15 protein-coding genes and 1 pseudogene are annotated in these 16,819 nt (G+C 62.2%); 5 read left to right on the forward strand and 11 right to left on the reverse strand.

The genetic code is table 11. The annotated features are described in order from the left end of the window. Positions 1-34: 34 nt before the first annotated feature. Positions 35-2,191, reverse strand: a complete 2,157-nt coding sequence (locus tag ACF8MI_RS17290; RefSeq protein ID WP_104833414.1) for a DUF1631 domain-containing protein — start codon at positions 2,189-2,191, stop codon at positions 35-37. A gap of 242 nt (positions 2,192-2,433) precedes the next feature. On the opposite strand from ACF8MI_RS17290, the gene nadC reads away from it, so the two are divergent. Then, positions 2,434-3,282, forward strand: a complete 849-nt coding sequence (nadC, locus tag ACF8MI_RS17295; protein WP_200929095.1) for a carboxylating nicotinate-nucleotide diphosphorylase — start codon at positions 2,434-2,436, stop codon at positions 3,280-3,282. Positions 3,283-3,342: 60 nt separating this feature from the next. On the opposite strand, the gene trxB is transcribed toward nadC, so the two are convergent. Then, positions 3,343-4,305, reverse strand: coding sequence for a thioredoxin-disulfide reductase (gene trxB, locus ACF8MI_RS17300; protein ID WP_003247318.1), 963 nt, complete (start codon positions 4,303-4,305; stop codon positions 3,343-3,345). Between the two features lie 331 nt (positions 4,306-4,636). Here trxB and cysZ point away from each other — a divergent pair, with 331 nt between their 5' ends. Further along, positions 4,637-5,365 carry a sulfate transporter CysZ gene (gene cysZ / locus ACF8MI_RS17305; RefSeq protein WP_104833415.1) on the forward strand — a complete coding sequence of 243 codons (729 nt, stop codon included), beginning with the start codon at positions 4,637-4,639 and terminating at the stop codon, positions 5,363-5,365. Positions 5,366-5,405: 40 nt separating this feature from the next. On the opposite strand, the gene ACF8MI_RS17310 is transcribed toward cysZ, so the two are convergent. Both ACF8MI_RS17310 and ACF8MI_RS17315 read right to left on the reverse strand, forming a co-directional pair. Further along, positions 5,406-5,837 (reverse strand): methyl-accepting chemotaxis protein, encoded by a 432-nt coding sequence (locus tag ACF8MI_RS17310; protein ID WP_371105378.1) that lies wholly within the window; start codon positions 5,835-5,837, stop codon positions 5,406-5,408. A gap of 156 nt (positions 5,838-5,993) precedes the next feature. Next, positions 5,994-6,743 (reverse strand): annotated as a pseudogene (locus tag ACF8MI_RS17315) (PAS domain-containing protein); the annotation flags it as partial. 157 nt (positions 6,744-6,900) lie between these two features. On the opposite strand from ACF8MI_RS17315, the gene ACF8MI_RS17320 reads away from it, so the two are divergent. Beyond that, positions 6,901-8,118: a glycosyltransferase family 1 protein gene (locus tag ACF8MI_RS17320; RefSeq protein ID WP_104833417.1), complete on the forward strand. Its 1,218-nt coding sequence runs from the start codon at positions 6,901-6,903 to the stop codon at positions 8,116-8,118. On the opposite strand, the gene ACF8MI_RS17325 is transcribed toward ACF8MI_RS17320, so the two are convergent. From ACF8MI_RS17325 to ACF8MI_RS17335, 3 genes are all read right to left on the reverse strand, one after another. Continuing rightward, positions 8,104-8,991, reverse strand: a complete 888-nt coding sequence (locus ACF8MI_RS17325; protein ID WP_200929094.1) for an RHS repeat-associated core domain-containing protein — start codon at positions 8,989-8,991, stop codon at positions 8,104-8,106. The genes ACF8MI_RS17320 and ACF8MI_RS17325 overlap by 15 nt on opposite strands. A 124-nt stretch (positions 8,992-9,115) precedes the next feature. Continuing rightward, a complete protein-coding gene (locus ACF8MI_RS17330; protein ID WP_060500156.1) occupies positions 9,116-9,598 on the reverse strand; it encodes a glutathione peroxidase in 483 nt (160 codons plus the stop codon). Positions 9,599-9,741: 143 nt separating this feature from the next. Further along, the gene (locus ACF8MI_RS17335) at positions 9,742-10,227 is read right to left on the reverse strand and encodes a peptidylprolyl isomerase (protein WP_060500155.1); all 486 of its coding nucleotides are present in this window, start codon (positions 10,225-10,227) and stop codon (positions 9,742-9,744) included. Between ACF8MI_RS17335 and ACF8MI_RS17340 the strand changes: the two genes are divergently transcribed. Continuing rightward, positions 10,226-10,528 carry a DUF3565 domain-containing protein gene (locus ACF8MI_RS17340; protein WP_025754816.1) on the forward strand — a complete coding sequence of 101 codons (303 nt, stop codon included), beginning with the start codon at positions 10,226-10,228 and terminating at the stop codon, positions 10,526-10,528. The genes ACF8MI_RS17335 and ACF8MI_RS17340 overlap by 2 nt on opposite strands. Positions 10,529-10,559: 31 nt before the next feature. Then, entirely contained in the window at positions 10,560-12,647 is a 2,088-nt protein-coding gene (gene pta, locus ACF8MI_RS17345; RefSeq protein WP_060500154.1) for a phosphate acetyltransferase, read from the forward strand. 33 nt (positions 12,648-12,680) lie between these two features. Here the strand turns inward: pta and ACF8MI_RS17350 are convergent, their stop codons facing one another. From ACF8MI_RS17350 to ACF8MI_RS17365, 4 genes are all read right to left on the reverse strand, one after another. Further along, positions 12,681-13,403, reverse strand: coding sequence for an OmpA family protein (locus ACF8MI_RS17350; protein ID WP_016501466.1), 723 nt, complete (start codon positions 13,401-13,403; stop codon positions 12,681-12,683). Positions 13,404-13,512: 109 nt separating this feature from the next. After that, positions 13,513-14,157: an MBL fold metallo-hydrolase gene (locus tag ACF8MI_RS17355; protein WP_200929093.1), complete on the reverse strand. Its 645-nt coding sequence runs from the start codon at positions 14,155-14,157 to the stop codon at positions 13,513-13,515. A 278-nt stretch (positions 14,158-14,435) separates the two neighbouring features. Beyond that, entirely contained in the window at positions 14,436-15,128 is a 693-nt protein-coding gene (locus tag ACF8MI_RS17360; protein ID WP_104833420.1) for a sensor histidine kinase KdpD, read from the reverse strand. After that, complete coding sequence (locus ACF8MI_RS17365) at positions 15,125-16,732, reverse strand: tetratricopeptide repeat-containing response regulator (RefSeq protein WP_060500151.1); 1,608 nt, start codon at positions 16,730-16,732, stop codon at positions 15,125-15,127. Before ACF8MI_RS17365 ends, ACF8MI_RS17360 begins: the two co-directional genes overlap by 4 nt. Positions 16,733-16,819: the final 87 nt, after the last annotated feature.

Here is a 16,819-nt window from a genome sequence, read left to right on the forward strand (position 1 = left end):
ACCGTTTGCATGTGAATCATTGTAATGTTGCCGTCTACTGCACCCAAGGTTGCCGCAACCCGTCTAGCACCGCCCCCAGCGCCCGCTCGAACAACAAACCGTCATCCAGCATCCGTACGTCCCCTCGGCGCAATGCCTGGGCCAGGGCGGTGCTGTTCCACTCGCACACTTTCATGCCGGTACGGTTGGCGAATACCAGCCTGTCGTGACTACCGACGTGCGCCACCAGTTTGCAACGCAACGGTTCGCCGTCATCCATGACTTCAACCCAGCTGCCGATGCGCAAGCGCTGCACATGCTGCAGCGCTGCCGCCTGCCCATCGGCAAATTGCAGTGGTGCACAGGCCGGTTCTTCGGCCATCGCCAGCACGATGTCCTCGTCCACCCGCACTTCGGCAAAGGGCTTGTCATGGCCCGCCGGTAGCTCAGTGCCCGCACAGGCATGCAGGTGCAACTGCTCCAGTTGCAGGAAGAACTCTCGGGTTGCTGCCGAATCCAGCGCCACGCTGGCCAGGCCATCGCGCAGCGCCTTGAGCAGGCCCGGCACCTGCTGCAACAGTTGTTGCGGCTCATGCCCCGGGGTGATGCTGGCCAGTAGCGCATCCACGGTCTGCAGGGCATCGCGCCAGCCCTGGGAGGCTTCACCCTGCTTCAGCCAGGCCAACTGCAGTACCTGGCTCCAGGCTTGCACCAGCATCTGCACCACCACCAGGGGCAATACCCGACCGCGCAGGCGCTGGTTGAGCACCTGCTGCACCTGGTGCAGCGCCTGCAAGGCACGGGCCCGCCCCTCTTCGGCGTCGCGGGTGCGCTGTTCAAGCAGCTCGTTGCGCCGCCGTTCCTCCTGGTTGGATGCAAGAAACTCATCGAGAAGATCGGCAAACAGGCCAGCATCTTCGGCAAAATCATTGAGCAGGCGCTGGACTGTGCTTTCTACCCGCAGGTGAAGGCTGTCACGCAGGCCTTCGCTGCCGCACGCCCAGCCAATGGCCGCGCCCGCAATCTCGTTGATCAGCCGGCGCCCAGGGTGGCTGGCCCGGCTGAACAGCCCCTTGTCCAGCAAGGCTACCTTGAGCAAGGGAATATGCAGGCGCACAAGCAGTGCGCGCAGGCTGGCGGGCAGGTTGTCATCACGCTGGATGAACGCGAACACCAGGCCGACCAGATTGATCACGTCCTCATCGTCCACGGCGATGCGCCGGCGCGTGCCGCTGCGCACACTGACCCGCAACAGCAGTTGCTCAAGCTGCTGGCCAAGCTCGAAGTCATCTGCCTCGTGAGTGGCGGGTACATAGTGTTGCAAGTGCGACAGCAGGCGTATCAGGTCGGCCGTGCTGATCGGCTGGGCAGCAGCCACCGCCTGCAATCGCGGTGCGAACTGCCCGCGCAGCGGGGCCAGCAGAATTTGCAATGAGGCGAAATACGCTTGCCCTGCCGCGTCTGCCCCAACGTCCTGGCCTTGGCTCAACGGCCCTCGTCGTGTGCGCAAGCGCCTGTCTTCGGCGCGCCGGCGCGGTGCAGGCTGCAACTCCGGCAGTACACCGGCTGCGGCCAATAGCTGGTTGGCGTCGGCATAGAGGATGTCGGCATCACGCAGCACATAGCGCTCGAACAGCTTGAGCAGCACCAGCTTGACCCGTAAACCAACCCCCAGGTTGCGCCCCGCGTCCAGGAAGTACCCGCACAAAGCGGCCGGGCCCAACGGGTTGTGCTGCTCATGCAGGGGGCGATCGAGCAGCGCCTGCAAGCGCAGGCGCAGTTGCTGCAGGGCAATACCATCGCGTGACAGCACCCGCGCAACCATGCCCTCCATGGCCGCAGCCCGTTCCCGTTGGGCCTTGCTCCGCAAGCTGCACGGTTCGGCCAGGTGCGCCAGCGGGTCGGGCTGGCCGATGCGTGCGTAGGTGTCATGGAAGGTATCAAGAAAGCCGCGTTCGATGCTTTTGCGCTTGAGCCTCAGATCACGCATGGCTTCGAAGTACAGATGCTGGTCATAACGGTCGAAGGCCTTGTCAGCCATTTCGAAGAGCGTGTCATCGGCGTTGTCGAACAGGTCCTGCAAGCCTTGGCGCAACTGCAAGGCAGCCTTGTCGCGCACCTGCAGCAACAACACCGGAAGGCAAGGAAGAGGCATACGCCCCCCTGGGTCGATGGCCGCCGCCAAGGGCACCACCTTGCCTTCTTTCTGCATCCTGGACTCCTTGCAGGGTGTCTTGCCCGACAGGGGCTGATGATCGTCAAAGCTATGACGCCAAATACTGGGCGCTATTATCGGTAAAAAATCGCATCGCTGCCAGCGCCGTTTCGCCGAGCGGTTAATGACCCGAATGGGCTTGAATGGCTCACAACGCCGACCAACGGACATCGCCAAGGCGGCTGTACACACCAGCCCCCTGCCCTATAATCGCGGGCATCTAGCTAGTGGAGCCGAACATGCCGAACCTACGCCTCGCCGACCTGACCGCTGAAATCGAAGCCAACGTGCGCCGTGCACTGTTGGAAGACATCGGCAGTGGCGATATCACCGCGCAGCTGATCCCGGCCGAGCGCCTCGCCAAGGCGACCATCATCACCCGCGAAGACTGCGTGATCGCCGGTACCGCCTGGGTCGATGCCGTTTTTCGTCAGCTCGACCCACGCGTGGCGGTGCACTGGCAGGTGGCGGACGGTGAGCGGGCGACTGCCAACCAGCCGCTGTTCCACCTCGAAGGCCCGGCCCGTTCGCTGCTGAGCGGTGAGCGCAGTGCGCTGAACTTCCTGCAGATGCTGTCGGGGGTAGCCACCCGTGCGCGCTTCCTGGCCGACCTGGTGGAAGGCACCCAGGTGCGCCTGCTGGACACCCGCAAGACACTGCCGGGCCTGCGCCTGGCGCAGAAGTACGCGGTAACCTGCGGCGGCTGCGACAACCACCGCATCGGCCTGTACGACGCGTTCCTGATCAAGGAAAACCACATCGCTGCCAGCGGCGGCGTGGCCGAAGCCGTGGCCGCTGCACACAGTATTGCGCCAGGCAAGCCGGTTGAGATCGAAGTGGAAAGCCTGGATGAACTGCGCGAGGCGCTAGCCGCTGGCGCAGACATCATCATGCTTGATGAGCTGAACCTGGACGAAATGCGCGAAGCAGTGCGCATCAACGCGGGCAAGGCCAAGCTGGAGGCCAGCGGCGGGGTCAACGAAACGACCCTGCGTGTGATTGCCGAAACCGGCGTGGACTACATCTCGATTGGTGCCATGACCAAGGATGTGAAGGCGGTCGACCTGTCGATGCGGTTGAGCCTGTAAGCTGATTGCGGGCAATAAAAAACCGGCTTTTCAGCCGGTTTTTTTAGGGGTGTTACCCGATCAGAACGAGGCGTTGGCCAGGCCGTCCAGGTAACGTTCTACGTCCAGAGCAGCCATGCAGCCGGCACCCGCCGAGGTGATTGCCTGGCGGTAAACGTGGTCTGCCACGTCACCTGCAGCGAACACACCCTCAACGTTGGTGGCGGTAGCGTTGCCTTCACGGCCGCCGTTGACCACCAGATAGCCGTCTTTCAGGGTCAGCTGGCCTTCGAACAGCGAGGTGTTCGGGGTGTGGCCAATGGCGATGAACACGCCGTCGACCTTGATTTCGTCGCTGCTGCCGTCGTTGTTCTTCAGGCGCGCACCGGTCACGCCCATGTTGTCACCCAGCACTTCGTCCAGGGTGGCGTTGAGCTTGAGCTCGATCTTGCCTTCAGCCACACGGGCGTTCAGCTTGTCGACCAGGATCTTCTCGGCGCGGAAGGTTTCGCGACGGTGTACCAGGGTCACCTTGCTGGCGATGTTGGCCAGGTACAGCGCCTCTTCCACGGCCGTGTTGCCACCGCCAACCACGGCGACCGGCTTGTTGCGGTAGAAGAAACCGTCGCAGGTGGCGCAGGCCGAAACGCCCTTGCCCATGAAGGTTTCTTCCGACGGCAGGCCCAGGTAACGGGCGCTGGCACCAGTGGCGATGATCAGTGCGTCGCAGGTGTACTTGCCGCTGTCACCCTGCAGGGTGAACGGCTTGTTGGCCAGGTCGACGGCATTGATGTGGTCGAAGACGATTTCGGTTTCAAAACGCTCGGCGTGCTCTTGCATGCGCTGCATCAGGGCCGGGCCGGTCAGGCCGTGGGGGTCGCCCGGCCAGTTGTCGACTTCGGTGGTGGTGGTCAGCTGGCCACCGGCCTGCATGCCGGTGATCAGCAGCGGCTTGAGGTTGGCGCGGGCAGCATAGACTGCGGCGCTGTAACCGGCAGGGCCGGAACCGAGAATGATGACGCGCGAATGACGTACTTCAGACATGTCGAACTCCTGTCGAGCGGGCCGCACGGGCCGGCATCGGTGCACCGGCTGCGCCAGCTGGAAATTTAAAACGGACCCACGCAGCACTTGGGGAAGGCTACAACGCGCAGGCCCGAAAAGCGGAAAGTTGAGCGCACTGTAGCGAGGTCGCAAAGATTAAGGAAATATCCTTAGACAATCCACCTCATAGGCACCGTCTATTCGTTGATTTCATCGATATCCCAGACCCCGGCGCTTTTGTTACAGACCGTTTCCCGCTTGCCAGCTGCCTTTCGTCGGAGCGGCAAACTCGGTAAGGTCAGCGCGTTTTCCTTCTCTGCGGAGTCTCCCGATGCAAGCCCCTGTCCTCTCCGGCCCCCAATACCTGCGCGAAGGCCTGAAACTGGTGCTGAGCCCCAACCTGCGGTTGTTCGTGCTGCTGCCGCTGGCGGTCAACCTGCTGCTGTTCGGTGGCCTGATCTACTTCGCCGGCCATCAGTTCGGCCTGTGGCTGGACGCGCTCATGCCTACGCTTCCGGACTGGCTGAGCTTCCTCAGCTACATCCTCTGGCCGCTGTTCGTGGCCTTGCTGATACTGATGGTGTTCTTCACCTTCACCCTGGTGGCCAACATCATTGCCGCACCGTTCAACGGCTTTTTGGCGGAGAAGGTCGAGGTGGTGGTGCGCGGCCAGGATAACTTCCCGGCGTTCAGCTGGGGTGAGCTGGTGGCCATGGTGCCGCGCACTTTCAGCCGCGAAATGCGCAAGCTGGGCTACTTCCTGCCACGGGCTATTGGCCTGTTCATCCTGTCGTTCATCCCGGTGGTGAACGTGGTGGCCGCACCACTGTGGCTAATGTTCGGGGTATGGATGATGGCCATCCAGTACATCGACTACCCGGCGGACAACAACAAGATGAGCTGGCAGGACATGCTCGCCTGGCTGCGCAGCAAGCGTTGGCAGAGCCTGGGCTTTGGCGGGATTACCTACCTGGCGTTGATGATTCCGGGGGTGAACGTGGTGATGATGCCGGCGGCGGTGGCGGGGGCCACGTTGTTCTGGGTGCGGGAGCGCAACTGACCCCCGCCCCCATCAGATCAATCATTGCCTGGCCGGGGCTTCACTGCCCCAACCGGCTGGAAAACTGCCCCACCACATCCACCACCCGTTTCGCCCCGTCCTGGATTTCGACAATCACGCTACCCGTCTCGTCAGCCAGTGCCAGCCCCTGCTCGGCCTGGCGCTTGCTGGTGTCGATGATCGCCACCGCCGCCTGCGCCAGTTGCTCGTTCTGCTTCACCACCCGGGCGATTTCCTCGGTGGCGGTGCTGGTACGCGAGGCCAGTTGACGCACTTCGTCGGCAACCACGGCAAAACCCCGCCCCTGCTCGCCGGCACGGGCCGCCTCGATAGCGGCATTGAGCGCCAGCAGGTTGGTCTGCCCGGCGATGTCGCTGATGGTCTTGATGATGGAACCGATTACCCGCGACTGGGTATCCAGAGCCTGAATGCCCTCGGCCGCCTCCTGCATCGAGGCTTCCAGGCCACGCATCACGCTGACGGTCTGGGTAACCACATCGGTGGCCTTCTGGGCGCTGACATCGGTACCCAGCGAGGTGTTGTAGGCAACATCTGCTGCCTCGGCCACCGCCTGTTCCTGGTTGACCTGGTCGGTAATCACCGTGGCGAACTTGACCACTTTGTACAGCACGTCATGGGCGTCGAAGATCGGGTTGTACGAGGCCTCCAGCCAGATCACCCGGCCGTGGGCGTCGATGCGCTTGAAGCGCTCGGCAACGTATTCACCACGGCGCAGCTTGTCCCAGAACGCCTGATAGCCGGCCGAATTGGCCTCTTCCGGCTCGCAGAACATGCGGTGGTGCTTGCCGCGAATCTGTTCCAGGCGATAGCCGACGGTGGCCAGAAAACGGTCATTGGCAGTGAGGATGGTGCCATCCAGGCCGAACTCGATAACGGCGGTCGAGCGCATCAACGCCTTGATCAGGCTTTCATACTCGCGTGAGGTCTCGATGGTGCGGGTAAGGTCGCTAGAATGCAGGGTGAAGTACTTGATACGCCCTTCGCTGTTCTTCACCGGCTGCAGGATCGAGCGCAGCCAGGCTTCCTGGCCATTGCCGCGCAGCAGGCGGAAGGCACCGTTCAGGTGCTCGCCACGGGTGATCGCGCTTTTCATGCGTTGGTAGAAATCCAGCGACTTCACATGCGCGGGGACGATGTCCTCGATGTTGCGTCCAAGCAATTGTTCGGCACGGTAGAGCATCTCGCTCTCGAAGTTGCCGTTGACCATCTCGATCCGTCCCTGGGGGTCGAGTTGAAGTACCAGCATCTCGTTGTCGAGGCTACTCTTGACCTGTTCCACGGACATCAGGTCTTCGCGCAGTTGCCGGATTTCTTGCTTGAGCTTGCTGTTGAACATCACCGCACTCCTGGAGCGCATCACCTAGTCGAATGCATCTTCATCGGCTGCCGGTTGCACCTTCTTGAGTGCCGCACCAGGAAATATTCAAAAAGGCGCAAGCGTCGGCGGTCGGGCGTCATCTGCATGTCACATGGCCGTCACATTGGCGCAATCCAGCAGGCGGAAACTTTTTGTCATGAATACACCCGCCCTACGCGTTACCTTGGTCAGCGAAACCTTCCCACCCGAAATTAACGGCGTGGCCAACACCCTTGGCCGCCTTGGCGAAGGGCTGCGTCAACGCGGCCATGAGGTCGAGGTAGTGCGCCCGCGCCAAGCCGGCGAAGCACCCGTGCACAACGACCCGCACCTGATGCTGTGCCGTGGCTGGCCGCTGCCTGGCTACCCCGGTTTGCAGTGGGGCGAGGTGTCGATGCACAAGTTGCTGCGCCGCTGGCGCCGGCAGCGCCCGGATGTGCTGTACATCGCCACCGAGGGGCCGCTGGGTCTCAGCGCACTGCGCGCGGCCAGGCGCCTGGGGATCGCGGTGGTCAGCGGTTTCCACACCAACTTCCCGCAGTACTCCGGCCAGTACGGCCTGGGTTTGCTGGCGCGCCTGCTCACCCACTACCTGCGCTGGTTCCATAGGCGCACGGCGATCACCCTGGTGCCCAGTGTCAGCCAGCGTCTGGAGCTTGAGCGCCGTGGGTTCGAGCGCCTGGAACTGCTCGCACGGGGTGTCGATGCCTGCCTTTTCAACCCGTCGCGGCGCAGCCAGGCGTTACGCGAAAGCTGGGGGCTCGCCCCGGACGATCTCGCCGTGGTGCATGTCGGTCGGCTCGCTGTGGAAAAGAACCTTGGCTTGCTGCGGCCTTGCCTTGAGGCATTGCGGAAGACTTATCCACAGAAACGCCTGCGTCTGATCCTGGTGGGTGACGGCCCGCAGCGCGCCGCCCTCCAACAGCAGATGCCGGATGCTGTGTTCTGTGGCGCCCAGCGCGGCGAGGTACTGGCCGAGCACTATGCCAGCGGTGACCTGTTCCTGTTCCCTAGCCTGACCGAAACGTTTGGCAATGTGGTGCTCGAAGCCATGGCCTCGGGGTTGGCGGTGGTTGCCTATGACGAGGCGGCGGCTGCGCAGCATATTCGCCATGGCCACAGCGGTGCGCTTGCCATGCCGGGGGACCAGGCAGCGTTTGTGGATGCGGCTTGCTGGCTGTTGGAAGAAGAAGAGACGTTGCGCCGGGTACGGCTGAATGCGCGACAGCATGCCAGCCGCCAAGGTTGGCCGGCGATTGTCGAGCAATTCGAAATCTACTTGGATGCAGCGTCAAAAAGGGATGCCATACGCCTACTGAGCACTGACTCAATGGCAATGAAGATCAAGCCTGAGTCACCCTCAACGCGCATCTAGACGAGTTTCATGCCTACCCGTTTCCTTGTAGGCTCTCAAGTTATCCCTTGCCTCCTCCAGTCTTACGATATTTCTGGCTTCTCGCACATGTTGATTGGTCAGCACATCAACAATATAGCTTTTGCCTTCAGCGAAAATTATCTTGCTGCCTTCACCGCCCCGCTCAGCGCTTTGTATCCGCGACTGCGTTATCTGGTTGTTCTGTTTTTGAAACTTCAGGCTCTCGTCTAACATGCGCTCACCGACTTTGACGTCCGCTGGGCTGAGTGTGTGTTTTGCCACCACGGCCCCACGGGAGCCTAGAGGTGGCTTTTCCAGCTGAGCGATTCCTTTAAAGATTCTTTCTCCATGCTTAGCTTTAACATATTCATACATTACAGAATCTGCCGCGCTCACGGCCTTTCTTCCAATATGGTTGAGCACACTCTTGAGCCGACTCAGGATATGGCCAGAAGGATCACTGTAGTTGACCGGATCACCCTTGCAATAGGCATAGGGGTTGACTCCAGCCGCCCCGAACGGGCTCCAGTCATCAGCGGCGGTGAAACGCATTAATACAGGGCTGAATAAACGATAGCCATTACCCAACAGATATCCGCCCAGCGCCGTCTCAGGTAGCTGACCCGCGAAACCAGGTATCCCGGGATGCGGCATGTCATGCCCGTACGGTGAATAGCAGCGCGCTTTCATATTCTGCTGCGGGTTAATCAAAAGAACGGATGCCAGCACATCACAGGCGAGCAAAACGGGCATTGGGGAATTTTCCAACAGCACGGCGTGGGCTTGTGCATCTGTACTTATCAGACGCCGCTGCGCTTGCACATCATGGATCAGCGCCAGACGGTCCTGTTGATAAAACAGCTTGATCGCCATCTTCCAAACCTCGTATCCCAGGTTACGGATCTAAAGTTTGGCGACACCTGCCCCCTGACGGCTACTGGCAAAAATGTCAGTGCGCCTGCGTATGCAGGAAGGGCCGCGACGCGGCCCTGGATACTTACCCCAACGCCTTCTCGATCGCCTGCACAACCGCTGGATCATCCGGCGCCGTACGCGGCGAGAAGCGCGCCAGCACCCGCCCATCCTTGCCCACCAGAAACTTCTCGAAGTTCCAGGTGATGTCGCCGGGGAACTCAGCCCCCTCACCCGCCAGCAGGCGATACAACGAATGGCGCTGCGGCCCGTTGACCTCCAGCTTGCCCCCCAGCGGAAAGCTCACGCCGTAGTTGAGGCTGCAAAATTCCTGAATTTCCTTTTCGCTGCCTGGCTCCTGCCCGGCAAACTGGTTGCACGGCAGGCCAAGCACGTTGAAGCCCTTGTCCTTGTAAACCTGGTAGAGGTTCTCCAGGGCCTTGTATTGCGGCGTGAGCCCACACTTGGAGGCAACGTTGACCACCAGCACCACTTGGCCCTTGAACGGTGCCAGGGGCAGTTCCCCGCCGTTCAGCGCGTCCAGTTTCAGGTCGTGAAATGCACTCATGATGACATCCCCTCTCAGGTTCCCGGTTGCCGCAGGCGAATTCCGCCCACTAAAAAGGCGCTCGTCCAAACCGTCCACCTCCCGTAGGAAGGCAAATCGGCTTGCCCGAGCGCCTGGCGGCTTTCTGAGCTTAGCGCAGAAAATCAGTGGTGATGGCCACCTTCACCGTGGATGTGACGGTGAGCGATTTCTTCGTCGCTGGCGTCACGCACGTTGACAACCTTGACCTTGAAGGTCAGGCGCTGGCCGGCCAGCGGGTGGTTGCCGTCAACAGTGACGTCGTCGCCGTCGATGTCGCGGATGGTGACGATCTGCATCTGGCCATCCGGCGCCGAAGCGTGGAACTGCATGCCCACTTCCAGCTCGTCGACGCCTTCGAACAGGCTGCGGTTCAGGGTGCTGACCAGTTCGGCCAGGTATTCGCCGTAGGCGTCTTCCGGCTCGATGGAAACTTCCAGTTTGTCACCGGCCTGCTTGCCTTCCAGGGCTTTTTCCAGGCCCGGGATGATGTTGCCGGCACCGTGCAGGTAAACCAGCGGCGCGCCACCGGCGGAGCTGTCGATGGTCTCCCCGGCGTCGTTGGTCAGGGTATAGTCGATGGAGACAGCCTTGTTGGCGGCGATCAGCATGGGGCAAGACCTTTTGCAAAAGAATGTAGAGCGCACAAGTGTAACGAAGCCATCGTCCGATTGCGAACGTGCGGCGGACGAGCAGCGGCCCATCAGTCGGATCACCGGCTTCCACCAGGACGAAGAAGGCCACTGGGTGGCCGAACTGTCTTGTGGCCATACCCAGCACCTGCGCCACCAGCCACCGTGGCAGGCACGCCCCTGGGTGCTCGACCCGGCCCAGCGCGCGCAGCACATCGGCCAGCCTTTCGCATGCGGCTGGTGCGCACAAGGGGCCGATAGCGCTACCCTTGGCCGTTAATTTCTTGCACCGCTTATTTCGAGAAGCACGCATGCAGACATTTTTCATTGCGCCGACCGACTTCGGTGTCGGCCTGACCTCCATCAGCCTGGGCCTGGTGCGCACCCTGGAGCGCGCGGGCCTGAAGGTCGGCTTCTTCAAGCCGATCGCCCAGCCCCACCCGGGTGACACCGGCCCCGAGCGTTCCACCGAACTGGTGGCCCGCACCCATGGCATCAAGCCCCCGGTGCCCCTGAGCCTGGCCCATGTCGAGCGCATGCTCGGCGATGGCCAGCTGGACGAGTTGCTCGAAGAAATCATCCGCCTCTACCAGCAAGCCTGCGTCGGTAATGACGTGGTGGTGGTCGAGGGCATGGTGCCCACCCGCCACGCCAGCTATGCGGCGCGGGTCAACCTGCACCTGGCCAAGAGCCTGGATGCCGAGGTGATCCTGGTCTCGGCCCCGGAAAACGAAGTGCTGAGCGAACTGTCCGGCCGGGTCGAGTTGCAAGCCCAGCTGTTCGGCGGCCCGCGCGACCCGAAAGTGCTCGGCGTCATCCTCAACAAGGTGCGCACCGACGAAAGTATGGCCGACTTCGCCACCCGCCTGCGCGAGCACTCGCCCCTGCTGCGCGGCAACGATTTCCGCCTGCTCGGCTGCATCCCCTACCAGCCTGAATTGAACGCCCCGCGCACCCGCGACGTGGCCGAGCTGCTCGGTGCCCAGGTGCTCAATGCCGGCGACTACGAGCAGCGGCGCATGAGCAAGATCATTATTTGCGCGCGCACCGTGGCCAACACGGTGCCGTTGCTGACCTCGGGTACCCTGGTGGTCACCCCGGGCGATCGCGACGACATCATCCTTGCCGTCAGCCTGGCGGCGATCAATGGCGTACCACTGGCCGGGTTGCTGCTGACCAGTGACAGCAAGCCCGACGCGCGCATCCTCGGCCTGTGCCGCGGCGCGCTGCAGGCTGGGCTGCCGATCCTGTCAGTCAGCACCGGCTCGTACGACACCGCCAACCAGCTCAATTCACTTAACCGCGAAATCCCTGTGGACGACCGCGAGCGCGCCGAGTTTATTACCGACTTTGTGGCCAGCCACCTCGACGCGGCCTGGCTGCACCAACGCTGCGGCACCCCGCGTGAAATGCGCCTGTCGCCAGCTGTGTTCCGCTACCAATTGATCCAGCGGGCGCAACAGGCCAACAAGCGAATTGTCCTACCCGAAGGCGCCGAGCCCTTGCTGGTGCAGGCTGCGGCCATCTGCCAGGCCCGTGGCATTGCCCGCTGCGTGCTGCTGGCCAAGCCCGAGGATGTCGACGCCGTGGCACGCGCCCAGGGCATTACCCTGCCGCCAGGCCTGGAAATCCTCGATCCCGAGCTGATTCGCGGGCGCTATGTCGAGCCCATGGTCGAGCTGCGCAAAAGCAAGAACCTCAACGCGCCAATGGCCGAGCAGCAGCTGGAAGACCCGGTAGTGATCGGCACCATGATGCTGGCCCTGGACGAAGTGGACGGCCTGGTCTCGGGCCTGGTGCACTCCACCGCCAACACCATTCGCCCTGCCCTGCAACTGATCAAGACTGCGCCTGGCTCAAGCCTGGTGTCGTCGGTGTTCTTCATGCTGTTCCCCGAGCAGGTGCTGGTGTACGGCGACTGCGTGATGAACCCGCACCCGAGCGCTGCCGAGTTGGCAGAGATCGCCCGGCAGAGCGCCGAGTCGGCGCAGGCCTTCGGCATCGCACCACGGGTGGCGATGATCAGTTATTCCAGCGATTCAGCCAGCGATGAGGAAGTGGAGAAGGTGCGCGAAGCGACACGCCTGGCGCAAGGTGCAGCGCAGGCGTTGCTGATCGATGGGCCATTGCAGTACGACGCGGCGGCCAACCCGGCGATTGCACGGGACCTGGCGCCGGACAGCCCGGTGGCCGGCCGTGCCACGGTGTTCGTGTTCCCCGACCTGAATACCGGCAACACCACGCACAAGGCGGTGCAACGCAGTGCTGACGGGGTGAGCCTGGGGCCGATGCTGCAGGGGCTGCGCAAGCCGGTGAACGACTTGCCGCGCGGGGCTCAGGTTGACGATATCGTGCACACCATTGCGCTGACGGCGATTCAGGCCAGCGTAGTACGCTAGAAACAGGGGCTGCTGCGCAGCCCCGGCGATCAATCAGGGATACTGCTGAACCTGGCCTTGCTGCTGGTCATACTGCTGACCCGGAATCGGCTTCAGGTTCACTTCCACACGGCGGTTCTGCGCACGGCCATTGGCGTCGGCGTTGCTGGCGATCGGCTGGTCCGGGCCCATGCCACGTACCGAGATACGCGAGGCATCCACACCCTGCGAGGTCAGGTAGGTGCTGACCGCCTGCGCACGGCGCTGGGACAGGTCCATGTTGTGCTGGCGGCTGCCGGTGCTGTCGGTGAAACCGACCACTTCGATGGTGTTCTGGTTGAACTGCTTGAACGAACCGGCCAGGTTGTTCAGCGGCGAGTAGAAGCTAGGGGCGATGTTGGCCGAGTCGGTGGCGAAGGTGATGTTGCCCGGCATGATCAGCTTGATCTGGTCACCCTGACGTTGCACTTCCACGCCAGTGTTGGCCATTTGCGCACGCAGCTCTGCTTCCTGCTTGTCGGCGTAGTAGCCGTAACCGGCAGCAGCAGCACCCACCGCAGCAGCGCCGATCAGCGCACCCTTGCCACGGTTGTTGTGGTCGATGGCGGCACCGGCGATGGCGCCGGCCAGCGCGCCCAGGCCGCCGTACTTGGCGGTCTTGCTCATCCCCGTGGAGCCCTGCGCCTGACCCTGGTTGTCATAAGGGTTCTGGCCGGCACAGCCGGTCATCAGGGCAGCGGCAGTTGCGACGATAATCAGACGACGCATGGTGAACATGGACAAGCTCCTACTGAAATTCATAAATGCGGCAGATCTCAAAGGGATCTATGCCAGCCTTGGATTGCCTCGGCAACGAAAAATTCCATGAAAGTGCCTTCATGTGCCATCAGGCACGTACGAAGGGATTTTCGCGCATTTCATCGCCCAGCCGAGTATCGGGCCCGTGGCCAGTCACCACGATGGCCTCTTCGTCCAGCCGGTACAACCGCTCCTTGATGGAACGCACGATTGCCCGCTGGTCCCCACCCCACAAATCGGTGCGGCCAATGCCCCGGCGGAACAGGGTATCGCCCGCAATCAACAGCTTGGCATCGGCGAACCAGAAGCTCATCGAGCCCGGGGTATGGCCTGGCGTATGCAGGGCCACACCGCAACCGCAGGCCAGCTCTTCATCATCGCCCAGCCAACGGTCGGGTGACGGCACCGGAGTATAGGGAACGCCGAACATCTGGCACTGCATCTCCAGGTTGTCCCACAGCACCTGGTCGTCCTTGTGCAGGTGCAAGGTAGCGCCGGTCAGCTCCTTGAGCTTGCCCGAAGCGAGGAAGTGATCGAAGTGCGCGTGGGTGTGGATGATGCTCACCAGCGTCAGGCCGTGGGCCTGCAGGCGTGCCAGGATTTTGTCCGGGTCACCGCCCGGGTCGACGACGATGGCCTTTTTGGTCAAGGGGTCGCCGATCAAGGTGCAGTTGCATTGCAGGGGGCCTACTAGGAAGGTTTCGCGGATGAGGGTGGTCGGGGCAGTGTTCATGAAGGGCCTGTCTTGGACGCTGCAGCGCCTGTGAGATCGAGCGCCGCCCGCGCGGCGCATCGCGAGCTGGCGCTCGCTCCTACGTTTGTTTCGGGCCAATTGTACCAGCGAGATTCGCGCGCGCCCCCTCTGGCGCATACGTTGATACCGTGTCGTATGAAAAAAGGCAGTCGCGCGCGCCTCTAGCAGGGATAACTGGCCCGAAACAAGCGTAGGAGCGAGCGCCAGCTCGCGATGCGCCGCGCGGGCGGCGCTCGATCTCAAAGGCGCCACACATCTTAAGGCAGGAACAACCTGAACAACCCGCCCCCCAGCGCCCCGCCATTGGAAATTTCGATCCGCCCGCGCACCCCGCCGCTTTCATGCAACGCCGCAATCCGCGCCGCAAAATACAGCCCCAGGCCGGTACTGCCGCTGGTCGAGTCGATGCCCTGGATGTACTCCTCCTGGCGCTCGAGCATGTGTTTTGGATAACCCGGGCCATCATCGTTCACGCAGATGGCCAGCTGGTTGTCGGCCTCTTCGATCGTGATCAGCAAAGCGTGCCCGGCATAGCGGGTGGCGTTGGTGATGACGTTGGCGATCACCGAGGCCACCAGTTCGCGGTCGAAGAAACCCAGCGGGTTGTCGGTGTCGATGCGCCAGGTGGCGAGGATGTCGTTGTGCTTGAGCACTTCCTGGTGCGCCGCCAGCTGAGCTTCGATGAAATCGTCCAGTTCGTGGTAGTCCGGGCACACCGGCAACTGGTTGATACCCAGTTTGTACAGGCCCAGCAACTGCACCAGCATGCCGTTGAGGTGGCGAAACTCATGCTCCATGATGCCCTGCTCGGCACCACCGCGCAGCGCTTCGGGCAGGCGTTCTACCCACTGGTTGTGGGACTGGATCAGCGCCGACAACGAACTCTTGAGGTCGTGCACGGTGGAGGCGATCACCGTGGAAAAATCCAGCCCCTGATTGTCTTGATTCATGCGCCGAACACTCGGATGTGCAGTTTGCGGTAACGGTCATAGCGATTGTCGCTGGCAGGGATACCGGCCACGCTGGTCAAGGCGTCCTGGCATTCCTGCATGATCGCGGGCTGAGGGTTGTCACCGCCAATACGCAGCAGCGCCTGGGCGGTGTTGAGGGCGATGCTGATGTTCTTCGGCTGCATACCCAGCGCCTTGCGGAACAGTTGCAACGCCTCGCCAAGCTGCCCTCCTTGGTAACTGCGCACACCCTGGCGATTGAGGGTGACCGCTTCGGTAATGGCGTTGAGCACCGTGGGGTCGTCGGTCAGCTTGCCCACTTTCTCCATGACCTTGGGGTCATCACCATAACTTTCCACACAGCTTTTCAGCACGCCGATGGCGGCAGCTTCCTGCCCCATTGCCTGCAACTGTGCGGCAACGGTCAGGGCCGAATCGACCGAAAAAAACTGGTTCATCTTGTCCAGGCGCTGGATCGCCTGCTCGGTCAGCTTGGCAGCCGTTTCCGGGTCGCCCGCCTGCTGCAGGCTGGCGGCTTTCATCATCCGCGCACGCACCTGCAAACCCTGGTCTTCGGGGTTTTCCTTGGCCACTTCGCTGAGCGTGGTGTTGATCTCGACCCGGGTACGGGCGTCCAGACCGAAGCCTGCATTCTTGCTCATCAGGGCCTGCACCAGGCCCAGGTTGTTTTCGGCGTCCTTGTAGCGCGAGCTCTGCCCTTGGTTCACCGCATGGCGGAACGCCTTCGACGCGCTCTCGAAGTCTTCGTTTTCCAGCGCCAGCTTGCCCAGTGTCGACTGCCGACGCACCGACAGTGGCGACAGGCGTACCGCCTCTTCCAGCAGGTTTTGCGCACGTCGGGTATCGCCCTGCGCCACCAGCACTTCGGCCATGCCGTCGTAAAGCCCTGGCATGATCGGGAACGCCTTGAGTGCCTGCTCGTACACGCCCTGGGCCTGGGCATTCTGGCCACGCTTGTGCATCAGGGCGCCCAATGCAGCGTACACCCACGGCTGCGGGCGACTGGCCAGGATGGCCTTGAGGAACTTTTCCAGCTCCTCGAAGCGGTTGAGGTTGCGCAAGGCATCGGCCCGGTAGCGCAGACACAGGGGTGCCAGGCGCGGGTCCTTCTTGCACAGTTCGGCACAAGCCGCCAGCACTTCAGCCGGGCGACTGCGGTCCAGGGCCTGAAGAATCGGCTTGAGCAAGGTTTTGCGCTGATACAGCTTCTCGACGCGCTGGGCCAGGCCAACCCGGTTGAACGGTTTGGTCAGGTAGGCATCGGGCTCGTGCTCGATGGCACTGAGGACAATGGCTTGGCTGCTCTCGGCCGTGACCATGATGAACACGCACTCATGGCTGATGTGCTTGTCGATGATCAGGTCTTCGAGCACCTGTTGACCGTTCTTCTTGCCATCACCCAGGTGAAAATCCTGCAGGATGAAGTCATAGCGTTTCTGCGCACACATGCGCAGCGCCTGCTCGCCGCTGTCAGCGGTGTCCACGTCGCGCACGCCCAACTCGCGCAGCATGGAACGGGTCGACGTGCGAAAGTCGGTAAAGTCGTCGACGATCAGAAAGCTTTTTTGCCCGTACTGCAGCATCAACACGACCTGCCTTGGAATGATTGAAAAATCGCGCGAGGCGATGCCACCGATCGCTGTATCGGCAGCCGGTCGGGAAAGATGAGG

This window comes from Pseudomonas sp. yb_9, from assembly GCF_043103635.1.
In the GTDB taxonomy this organism is placed as follows: domain Bacteria; phylum Pseudomonadota; class Gammaproteobacteria; order Pseudomonadales; family Pseudomonadaceae; genus Aquipseudomonas; species Aquipseudomonas monteilii.